The 11,387-nt window shown below is 50.4% G+C and carries 8 protein-coding genes; 4 read left to right on the top strand and 4 right to left on the bottom strand.

Annotated elements, in window-relative coordinates:
• Nucleotides 1-187: 187 nt before the first annotated feature.
• The 4 genes from dnaA to gyrB all read left to right on the top strand — a co-directional run bounded on the left by dnaA (nt 188) and on the right by gyrB (nt 6,314).
• A complete protein-coding gene (gene dnaA / locus DPA2511_RS00010) occupies nt 188-1,576 on the top strand; it encodes a chromosomal replication initiator protein DnaA (protein WP_012763643.1) in 1,389 nt (462 codons plus the stop codon).
• A gap of 4 nt (nt 1,577-1,580) precedes the next feature.
• The gene (dnaN, locus tag DPA2511_RS00015) at nt 1,581-2,681 is read left to right on the top strand and encodes a DNA polymerase III subunit beta (RefSeq protein WP_012763644.1); all 1,101 of its coding nucleotides are present in this window, start codon (nt 1,581-1,583) and stop codon (nt 2,679-2,681) included.
• 118 nt (nt 2,682-2,799) lie between these two features.
• Nucleotides 2,800-3,885 carry a DNA replication/repair protein RecF gene (recF, locus tag DPA2511_RS00020; RefSeq protein ID WP_012763645.1) on the top strand — a complete coding sequence of 362 codons (1,086 nt, stop codon included), beginning with the start codon at nt 2,800-2,802 and terminating at the stop codon, nt 3,883-3,885.
• 17 nt (nt 3,886-3,902) lie between these two features.
• The gene (gyrB, locus tag DPA2511_RS00025) at nt 3,903-6,314 is read left to right on the top strand and encodes a DNA topoisomerase (ATP-hydrolyzing) subunit B (protein ID WP_012763646.1); all 2,412 of its coding nucleotides are present in this window, start codon (nt 3,903-3,905) and stop codon (nt 6,312-6,314) included.
• A 213-nt stretch (nt 6,315-6,527) separates the two neighbouring features.
• Here gyrB and DPA2511_RS00030 read toward each other — a convergent pair whose 3' ends face one another.
• From DPA2511_RS00030 to DPA2511_RS22285, 4 genes are all read right to left on the bottom strand, one after another.
• A complete protein-coding gene (locus tag DPA2511_RS00030; RefSeq protein ID WP_012763647.1) occupies nt 6,528-7,712 on the bottom strand; it encodes an MFS transporter in 1,185 nt (394 codons plus the stop codon).
• Between the two features lie 247 nt (nt 7,713-7,959).
• Nucleotides 7,960-8,823: an HNH endonuclease gene (locus DPA2511_RS20775; protein ID WP_012763648.1), complete on the bottom strand. Its 864-nt coding sequence runs from the start codon at nt 8,821-8,823 to the stop codon at nt 7,960-7,962.
• A complete protein-coding gene (locus tag DPA2511_RS00040; RefSeq protein WP_012763649.1) occupies nt 8,816-9,562 on the bottom strand; it encodes an OmpA/MotB family protein in 747 nt (248 codons plus the stop codon). Before DPA2511_RS00040 ends, DPA2511_RS20775 begins: the two co-directional genes overlap by 8 nt.
• Before the next feature lie 3 nt (nt 9,563-9,565).
• Complete coding sequence (locus DPA2511_RS22285; protein ID WP_012763650.1) at nt 9,566-11,128, bottom strand: hypothetical protein; 1,563 nt, start codon at nt 11,126-11,128, stop codon at nt 9,566-9,568.
• Nucleotides 11,129-11,387 lie beyond the last annotated feature (259 nt).

An 11,387-nucleotide genomic window follows, 5' to 3' on the forward strand; every position in this document is an offset into this window, starting at 1 on the left:
AGGTTATGATCCGCCGTCCTGCGGTCGATCCAGGTGTCGGGATCGACCGTAGTCACGCTCTTTCCATGCGTGATACTTTCAGGCATTCCTGCGCCCGCGTAAGGAAAGACAGTGCCTAAAATCATGAGTAATAACCGACGTCCTGTTTCTTTTCCTGGATTTGTGTCTTGTTCGAGTGGAGTCCGCCGTGTCACTTTCGCTTTGGCAGCAATGTCTTGCCCGTTTGCAGGATGAACTACCTGCCACAGAATTCAGTATGTGGATACGCCCGTTGCAGGCGGAATTGAGTGACAACACGCTGGCGCTTTATGCCCCCAATCGTTTTGTGCTGGATTGGGTTCGTGATAAATATTTAAATAATATCAATGGATTGCTGAACGATTTTTGTGGAATGGATGCGCCGCTGTTGCGTTTTGAAGTCGGCAGCAAACCGGTTTCCGCAGTACCTGTTTCATCGGTGGGAAACAGTATTGCCGCGCCGGTGCCGCAGGTTCGGGCCGCTTCGCTGATGCGGCCCAGCTGGGATACCCAATCGGCGCCGACGGAGCACACCTATCGCTCCAATGTGAATCCCAAACATACGTTCGACAATTTCGTCGAGGGTAAATCCAACCAGTTGGCTCGCGCGGCCGCGCGCCAGGTGGCGGATAACCCGGGCGGCGCCTATAACCCGCTGTTTCTTTACGGTGGAACCGGCCTGGGTAAAACCCATCTGTTGCATGCGGTAGGCAATGGCATCATGGCGCGCAAACCGAATGCGAAAGTGGTTTACATGCATTCCGAGCGCTTTGTGCAGGACATGGTGAAAGCGTTGCAGAACAACGCGATTGAAGAGTTCAAACGCTATTACCGCTCGGTGGACGCGCTGCTGATCGATGACATCCAGTTTTTTGCCAATAAAGAGCGTTCGCAGGAAGAATTTTTCCACACCTTTAACGCCCTGCTTGAAGGTAATCAGCAGATCATTCTGACCTCAGATCGTTACCCGAAAGAGATCAATGGGGTGGAGGATCGTTTGAAATCCCGTTTTGGTTGGGGATTGACCGTGGCGATCGAACCGCCCGAGCTGGAAACCCGCGTAGCGATCCTGATGAAAAAGGCTGACGAGAATGATATCCGTCTGCCGGGCGAAGTGGCGTTTTTCATCGCCAAACGCCTGCGTTCCAATGTGCGCGAACTGGAAGGCGCGCTGAACCGTGTGATTGCCAACGCCAATTTTACCGGCCGGGCGATTACCATCGATTTCGTGCGTGAAGCGCTGCGCGATTTGCTGGCGTTGCAGGAAAAGCTGGTCACTATCGACAACATTCAAAAGACGGTGGCGGAATACTATAAGATCAAAGTAGCGGATCTTTTATCCAAGCGCCGTTCCCGTTCGGTGGCGCGCCCGCGCCAGATGGCGATGGCGCTGGCCAAAGAGCTCACTAACCACAGCCTGCCGGAAATCGGTGATGCGTTTGGCGGCCGTGACCATACCACCGTGCTGCACGCTTGTCGTAAAATTGAGCAGCTGCGTGAAGAAAGTCACGACATTAAAGAAGATTTTTCCAATTTAATCCGGACCTTATCGTCATAACATCATGAAATTTATTGTTGAGCGCGAGCATCTGTTAAAACCGTTGCAACAGGTCAGCAGCCCGCTGGGCGGCCGGCCGACGCTGCCGATCCTGGGCAATCTGTTGTTGCAGGTCAGCGAAGGACGATTGTCGCTGACCGGTACCGATCTTGAAATGGAAATGGTGGCGCATGTAACGCTGACGCAGCCGCATGAGCCGGGCGCCACCACTGTCCCTGCCCGCAAGCTGTTCGACATCTGCCGCGGCTTGCCGGATGGCGCTGAAATCACCGTTACGCTGGAAGGCGATCGGATGTTGGTGCGTTCTGGACGCAGCCGTTTTTCCCTTTCCACGTTACCGGCATCGGATTTTCCCAATCTGGATGACTGGCAGAGCGAAGTGGCTTTTGAATTGCCGCAGGCGACGTTGAAACGGTTGATCGAAGCCACGCAATTCTCGATGGCGCATCAGGACGTGCGTTATTACCTCAATGGCATGCTGTTCGAAACCAGCGGGGACGGGTTGCGTACCGTGGCGACCGACGGTCATCGCCTGGCGGTGTGCTCCATGCCGGTAGGCCAGCCGTTGCCGTCCCATTCGGTGATTGTTCCGCGCAAAGGGGTGATGGAGTTGGTGCGTCTGCTGGATGGCGGCGAGACGCCATTACAGTTGCAGATTGGCAGCAACAATATTCGCGCCCACGTCGGCGATTTTATTTTCACATCCAAACTGGTGGATGGCCGTTTCCCGGATTACCGCCGCGTACTGCCGAAAAATCCGGACAAAACGCTGGAAGCCAGCTGTGATCTGCTGCGGCAGGCTTTTGCCCGCGCAGCGATTTTGTCGAATGAAAAATTCCGCGGCGTGCGCTTGTACCTGAACCAGAACCAGTTGCGTATTACCGCCAACAACCCGGAACAGGAAGAGGCGGAAGAGATTCTGGATGTGGAATACGGCGGCACCGAAATGGAAATCGGGTTCAACGTCAGTTATGTACTGGATGTGCTGAATGCCTTGAAATGTGAGGACGTTCGCATGTTGCTGGCTGATCCGGCTTCCAGCGTGCAGCTTGAGGATTGCGCCAGCCAGGCCGCGGCCTACGTTGTGATGCCGATGCGTCTGTAATCAAGGTTTGCACCCGTCTGATGTTACACGCCGCGCCATTGGGTGCGGCGTGTTGTTATCGGGCATTGAGGGCAACTCCGTCCGGCATGGGCTACAAATCAGGCAAAATGGTTGTGATATGGCGTTGACCCGTCTTCTTATCCGCGATTTTCGTAATATCGAATCGGCCGATCTGGCGTTGATTCCCGGTTTCAATTTTCTGGTCGGTGCCAACGGCAGCGGCAAGACCAGCGTGCTGGAAGCCATCTATACGCTGGGCCACGGCCGGGCGTTTCGCAGCATTCAGGCGGCCAGGGTGATTCGCCACGATCAGGCGGAATTCATCCTGCACGGTCGGATTGCCGGTGCTGAGCGGGAACGAAGCGTAGGGCTTAGCAAAAACCGCGACGGCGATAGCACGGTACGTATTGACGGCAGTGACGGCCACAAAGTGGCGGAGTTGGCGCAGTTGCTGCCGATCCAACTGATCACACCGGAAGGGTTCACTTTGCTCAATGGCGGCCCCAAGTATCGCCGGGCTTTTCTGGACTGGGGCTGCTTTCATAACGAAGCCGGTTTTTTCATGGCCTGGAGCAACCTCAAAAGGCTGTTGCGCCAGCGCAACGCCGCCTTGCGTCAGGTAAACCATTACGGCCAGCTGAGGGCCTGGGATCAGGAATTGGTGCCGCTGGCGGAACGCATCAGCCAGTGGCGCGCCGAGTACAGCGCCGCCATCGCGACGGATATTGCCTCCACCTGCGCCCAGTTTTTGCCGGAATTTTCCTTAAGTTTTTCCTTTCAGCGCGGCTGGGATAAAGAGAGTGATTACGCCGAATTGCTGGAGCGTCATTTTGAGCGCGACAGGCAGTTGGGTTATACCGCGTTGGGGCCGCACAAAGCGGATTTTCGCATCCGTGCCGGCGGCGTAGCGGTTGAGGACATGTTATCCCGCGGTCAGCTCAAGTTGCTAATGTGCGCCCTCCGCTTGGCGCAGGGCGAATTCCTCACCCGACAGAACGGGCTGAAGTGCCTGTATCTGATCGATGACTTTGCTTCCGAACTGGACAGTACCCGCCGTCGCCTGCTTGCCGAGCGGCTCAAAGCCACACAGGCCCAGGTGTTCGTCAGCGCCATCACTGCTGAGCAGATTAGCGACATGGTGGGCGAAAATGGCAAGATGTTCCGCGTGGAACAGGGTAAAATAACCGTTCAATCACAGGACTAAATGAGCGAGAAACGTTGATGTCGAATTCTTATGACTCCTCAAGTATCAAGGTATTAAAAGGACTGGATGCAGTCCGTAAACGCCCGGGGATGTATATCGGTGATACGGATGACGGAACGGGTCTGCATCATATGGTATTCGAGGTGGTGGACAACGCTATCGACGAAGCGCTCGCAGGCTACTGTAAAGATATTGTCGTTACTATTCATGCCGATAACTCGGTGTCGGTGCAGGATGACGGCCGTGGTATTCCCACCGGCATTCACGAAGAAGAGGGCGTGTCCGCCGCCGAAGTCATCATGACCGTGCTGCATGCGGGCGGTAAATTCGACGATAACTCCTATAAAGTTTCCGGCGGTCTGCACGGCGTAGGGGTGTCGGTGGTGAACGCCCTGTCCGAAAAACTGGAGCTGGTGATCCGCCGCGAAGGTAAACTTCATCGTCAGGAATACAAACACGGCGAGCCGCAGGCGCCGCTGGCCGTCGTCGGCGACGCCAGTACCACCGGCACCACGGTGCGCTTCTGGCCGAGCCTGGAAACCTTCACCAACGTGGTCGAGTTTGAATATGACATTCTGGCCAAGCGTCTGCGTGAACTGTCGTTCCTCAACTCCGGCGTCTCCATTCGTTTGCGTGACGAGCGTGAAGAGAACAAGGCCGACCACTTCCATTACGAAGGCGGCATTAAGGCGTTCGTGGACTATCTGAACCGCAATAAAACGCCGATTCACCCGCAAGTGTTCTACTTCAGTGCCGAAAAAGACGGTATCGGCGTGGAAGTCGCCATGCAGTGGAACGACGGTTTCCAGGAAAACATCTACTGCTTCACCAACAATATTCCACAGCGTGACGGCGGTACTCATCTGGCCGGTTTCCGCGCCGCCATGACCCGCACGCTGAATAACTACATGGAAAAGGAAGGCTACAGCAAAAAAGCCAAGGTCAGCGCCACCGGCGATGATGCGCGTGAAGGGCTGATTGCCGTGGTGTCGGTGAAAGTGCCGGATCCGAAATTCTCTTCTCAGACCAAAGACAAACTGGTGTCGTCCGAAGTGAAATCGGCGGTGGAATCGCTGATGAACGATCGGCTGGTGGATTACCTGATGGAAAACCCCAGCGACGCCAAAATTGTGGTCGGCAAAATCATCGATGCCGCCCGCGCCCGCGAAGCGGCGCGCAAAGCGCGTGAAATGACGCGCCGCAAAGGCGCGCTGGACTTGGCGGGCTTGCCGGGCAAACTGGCGGATTGCCAGGAGCGCGACCCGGCGCTGTCCGAACTCTACCTGGTGGAAGGGGACTCCGCAGGCGGCTCTGCCAAACAGGGGCGTAACCGTAAGAATCAGGCCATTCTGCCGTTGAAAGGGAAAATCCTGAACGTGGAGAAAGCGCGTTTCGACAAGATGCTCTCCTCGCAGGAAGTGGCGACGCTGATCACTGCGCTGGGCTGCGGTATCGGCCGGGACGAGTACAACCCGGATAAATTGCGGTATCACAGCATCATCATCATGACCGATGCCGACGTCGACGGTTCCCACATCCGCACGCTGTTGCTGACGTTCTTCTATCGCCAGATGCCGGAAATCGTCGAGCGCGGGCATGTTTTTATCGCGCAGCCGCCGTTGTACAAGGTGAAAAAGGGCAAGCAGGAGCAGTACATCAAAGATGACGAGGCGATGGATCAGTACCAGATCATGCTGGCGCTGGACGGCGCGACGCTGCATACCAACGCCCATGCCCCCGCGTTGGCCGGCGAGCCGTTGGAGAAACTGGTGGCCGAGCACTCGGGCGTACAGAAACTGATTGATCGCCTGGAGCGTCGTTATCCGAAAGCGTTGCTGAACGCATTGGTTTACCAACCGGCGTTGACGGAAGCGTTGCTGAAGGACAGGGCGCAGGTGCAGCAGTGGATCGAGACGCTGGTCAATCATCTGCATGAGCAGGAACAGCACGGCAGCGCTTACAGTTTCGTCATCCGCGATCTGCCGGAGCGTCATGAGCCGGTGCTGCGTGTGCGTACCCATGGCGTGGATTCTGATTATGCGTTGGATCTGGCGTTTGTGCAGGGCAATGAATATCGCAGAATCAATCAGTTGGGTGAAAAACTACGTGGTTTGATCGAAGACGGTGCTTTCATTGAACGCGGCGAGCGCAAACAGCCGGTGGCCAGTTTCGAACAGGCGCTGGAATGGCTGACCAAAGAGTCACGCCGCGGTCTGGCGATCCAGCGTTACAAAGGGTTGGGTGAAATGAACCCGGAACAGCTGTGGGAAACCACCATGGATCCGGAAAGCCGCCGCATGTTGCGGGTGACGGTGAAAGACGCCATGGCCGCTGACGAGCTGTTCACCACGCTGATGGGCGACGCCGTCGAACCGCGCCGCGCCTTTATTGAGGAAAACGCCCTGAAAGCGGCGAATATTGATATTTGATTACTCGCTCTCATGTTGAAAAACCCGCGTTAACCGCGGGTTTTTTTATTGATGACCACCGCGTCTTGCAAACGGGGTGGTCATCAACTGATTGGGCGCTGTCCGATTATCTGTAAATTTCAATGTTGCAGGATTGGACGCAACCGCTGTTTTAAGACGTCGAGCATGTCCTTTCGGCACGAGATCAATACCGGTTTCTAGGAAGACGGATGGTTACTCTGTTGCCAGCGCCCGGCGTTTGGCGCTGCGCAGTTCCTGATCCAGCGCCATCGCGGCAGTAATCACCATAAACATCACCGCCGCCCAGAAAATAGCGGACGGATGACCTTGATCCAGCAACCAGCCGAAGGCTACTGGGCCGGCAGCGCCACCAATATTAAAACCGGTGGTGACGATGCCGAACACCCGGCCTTCCGCGCCGGCTGGCGATACCGCACGTACCAGCATATCCCGCGATGGCGCGATGATGCCGGAGAGGAAACCCGCTACGCCCAAAATCAGGATGGTTGCCGGCGACGGCAGCGGGTAGACCGCCACGACGGCGATCAGTACCGCGGTAATAAGCAACGAGCCGGTGGCCACCAGTCCGTGATGCCGGGTTTTGTCCGCCAGCGAACCGCCTGCCAACACGCCGAAGGCGCTGGTAAACAGGAAGGCGGTCAACGCCATATTGGCTTGCGTTAGCGGCATGCCGTAGCCGTTCACCAGCGCGGTAACGGAGAAGTTCTGGATCGAGTTGGTGCTGAGGTTGAGCAGCATAAACAGGATCAGCAGTACCAACACAGGCAGCGTGAAGACACCGGCGCGGGATGCTGCGGCGTTTTTGCGGCTGGCGGCCGCGACCGGCGCTTCGCGCTCGCTCAGCAACAGGGGAACTGTCAGCAGCCCCACGACGCCGGCCAGCGCAAACGCGAATGCAATGTGGGCGATGGACGCCACCGACAGCAGAATAGCCGGGGCTACCGCGGTACCGAGAAAACCGGAAAAGGTGTGAATCGAAAAGGCGCGGCCCATGCGATTTTCCGCAATTCCGCGCGACAACAGGGCGTAATCCGACGGGTGATAAACCGCGTTGGCCAGCCCGGCCAGCGCCATGGCGATAATCATCCAGGCATAACTGGTAAACAGGCTAAGCGACAGAAAGCACAAGCTGCCCAGCGTCAGACCGGCGATCAGCGTGCGGCGTGGGCCGATGCGATCGACGGCGAAGCCGATCGGCGTTTGCACCAGTGCTGAAACCACATTGAACACGCCCAGCGCGACGCCGATTTCCACATAACTGATGCCGCGCTGTGCTGAGATTAGCGGCATCAGCGCCGGCAATACCATCATGTGGAAATGACTCACCCAGTGGGCGGAGGAAACCTGTGCCAGCAATGGTAGCTTTTTCATTTTCATGATTATTTTGATAATTTATTAATTAATAATAAGTTTTGAAATGAGTCTATAGGATCTCGTGACTTGGGTACAGCTTTCAGTATGCCGATGACCTGGTCACGATAATGCAAAAGATGACGCGATATGCGTTAAATTATTTTTATATTCCCCCTCTTCTATTATATTCAGGAAAACGAATCATTATAATGATAAACAGAGCTTGTCATCACCCTGTTGTGTTCTTTATGTATAGAGTTATTTCTGTGGACTATAACGCTTCTTTGAGTGTGAGAAATATTGCCAGATCATGATGTGAGTTCATGTGTCCATGATTATCTTGTTTTGAATGGCATTCAATGCAAAGTGCTTGTAGATTACTACGTTGGTTATTATTTTTCTGCCCATCACGATGATGAACATGGAGATATTTATTTAAGTTTTTTTCTTTAAGGTTAATGCCACATTGTTCACAATGCCAGTGTATGGATTCTCGATACTGCTTTGATATGGTATTAAAATCATTAGAATAAGTATTGGTAGGGGCAGAAATATCCGTATGTTCTGCTCTGTAAGTGGTTTTAGAGTTTGGGTATTTTTCAAAAAACTCTTTCAGGCTAAACTGGTTAAAAATAGTCATTCTTTCCTGATAGCTTTTTGATGAATAGCCTTTCCAGTTTAGCGTTTCCAGGCATGACTTGCAGACATTAAGTCGAGTTTCTTTTGTTTCCCATTCTGTGCCTGATGCATCAAGATGTTTAATAATAAATAAACCGTCGCTTCTTGTTGCCACAACATATCTTCCGCTGCGGTTTCTTCTCCACATTCCTTGTAATGTTCTACAATTGGCTAGATGGTATTTGGGTAATGTTATTTCTTTGCCATAGGTATTCACATCTCGAATGTGTAAAATGACTTTTTTATTGTTGTAATCAAAAGTGTTGTCTTGGTTTACTTTTATATCTTCGATAGAGGTATCAATGCCTGTTGTCGCAAGGAGTTCATCAATATCCAGTGTCTTTATTTTTATATCAGAAATGGGTGGGATAATTTCCGCCTGCATAGAATGGCGTAATTCATTAAGCTTTTTCACCTTCAGGAAATCGGGTAATTCAGCAACACGAAATTTATTCATGAGTATTCTTTCCTTTTTCAACGATGTTAGCGACCTGACGTTCAACATTGGTTCTGACACGAAATTCGACTCGTTGTGAGCGCGCCCGATCTTCTATTTTATCCGCACTGATAATCACCTTACCTTCTGAATCCACAGGTCGTGCAGAAGAAAAACCGATTGCCCGAACATGCCCTTTGAACCAGCTAAACATTGATTCAGGTTCGGAAACGACAGACATGTTCATAATATATTCTAAGGTGGATCGAGTTCGAGATTGTGACAACTCCATATTATGGATATAGGCTTCTTTTTCGCTGACACCCGCGCGCCACACGGTTGATGTATGCCCCTCAATGCGTATTTCTTCTATATTGTCAATGTATTTCGGGTTAGTGATTATATTAAGGTAGCGAGGGATAAATTCATCGAGTATGGCTTTGAATTCTGGTTTAAGATCAGCAGAATTGTTGTTGAATAAAATATTCGGTTCCTGAAAACGTACCGTCAGGTCTTCATCAATGGTAGCGTGCCAACGTTTTAGGTCATCTTTAAATTCATGCTGCAATGCCTGGCCTAAGCCCTGTAATGTATTTTTATACACCGTTGGGATCTTAACCATATCCTGTACTTTAATCATATAAATTAATGAAATAAGGAGAAAGATCATCATCAGGGACGTCATGAGATCGCTCAGGCTAATCCAGTAGTCTTCTTTACTTTTACTGCTTTTTGCCGATGCCAATAATCGATTTGCCATGGTTTATGCCTTTAGTGTTTCAGCTAAACGAACCACTTCTTTTAACTTCTCGGTTAGCGGGGTGTAATCCTGGGCAAATTTGGTGGAAAGTGATCCTAATTGTTGTCCAAGCGTATCAAGGGATTTTTTGAGTGCCTCTGATAGTTCTTTATCAAGAACCGTGACTTGCTGTGCCGTATTTTTTGTCATTTCACTAAGGTGACCAGTAATGGATTCATTATGCCGTTGAATATACTTTGTCAGCTCCTGCTCAAGGCCAGTAATCAGTTGATTTAATTCTGAAGAGGTTTTCTGCACTGCCTGGTGCATTTCATTACTCTGTTTAGTCACTGCATGAGCCATATTTTCAGCACTACTATTGAGCTGTTGAGTGAATTGACTCGTTGATAATTTAAGTGTTTGGGTAATATCATCTTGATGATGAACCAGATCTTTGGCAATGTCAGAAACTTGCTGTTTCAGGTCAATACTAATTTCATGTATGGTTTGATTTATTTCAGAGTTTTGCTTCACTACCGCAGATGCCATATTTTCGGCACTGCTATTGAGCTGTAAGCTAAAATCATTCGCTGAGGATTGCAGTGTGTGAGATACATCCTGTATATGCTGGGTAATCAAGCTGGTTGAAGCTTGGGCACCATTGCTGATATCACTCACCATCGCTATCACTTTCTGTTCGATTTCTGGCAGGCCATTTTTAGTGGCATCAATGACGGATGCTAATAAGGTCAAGTTTTCTCGTAATGTTTGCTCCAGTATTGAAATCATGCCTATGGTATTGTGAATATCTTCCGCTACCTGACCGAATGATTGCGACTGCTGAACAATCTGGGTAAATCCTTCACTTGCTTGTTGCATGTTGATGGTTGTCTGTTTCTGTTGTTCGATCATCTCTTGCATCTGTTGACGATATTGCTCTTGCCAGTCATTTATTTTACCAACTGCGTCGTTGAGTTGTTTAAAATTCTCGCCAAACTGATCACTGATTTTTTCGTTGAAATCTCGAATGACCTCTCTTAATGCATCAATTAACGCTTTCGAGTTGTTTTCCGCTTGTTTTTGTGCAAATTCGATGAATGCTTTATGTAAATTTCCGAGTTGGTCATTCTGGTCAGTACGTATTAGTTTGAGCTGTGTTAGCAGCGAGGCTTCTTCATTACCAACCAATGAATAATGAAGTTTATCAAGAGAGGTGTCAGATTTTTTTAGTTGTCTGACGATATCATCGATGGTTGCACCTTCTTCAGACGTATCATCGGTTTTATTTACTTTAATAAAAATGTGTCTTATTTTTATTATGAGTGCAGCAAAAACACCAGCGAATGATGCAACGAAAGCCGTTTTTATCCCATTAATTAATTCAGGCAGGCTTTTTTCGACATCGTTCATATCAAAAGAGAGCAAACCAATGGTAATGCCAAAAAATGTCGCACCAATACCAATAGTAATTAATAGCCCTGGGCCTTCTTGTGCATTTTTTTCTGTGAAGTTTTTATTGAAGTAAAACCAAAAACAGATAATCAAGCCAATAGCAATATAAGTATCGTAAGGATGTATATTGATCATAAGTTATTCACATATTTATTGGGGTTGAAGAGACACGCGGTGTATGTCAGGAGGATATCGTATTTGTCAAAAATGAAGAAAAATTACATTTATGGAATATTATGATGGTAATCATTTTCAATAAATTGATTTTTATTAAAGATAGTGAATGCTTTCGATAATTTTGCCGCCGGTAGTAGTTTCGAATTACCGAGAGCAGCAACTGAGTTACTCTTCGGATGTCTGTAGCGAAAATAGAAAGTGAAGCCTTACTGACTAA

It is taken from the genome of Musicola paradisiaca NCPPB 2511 (genome assembly GCF_000400505.1).
Lineage (GTDB): Bacteria > Pseudomonadota > Gammaproteobacteria > Enterobacterales > Enterobacteriaceae > Musicola > Musicola paradisiaca.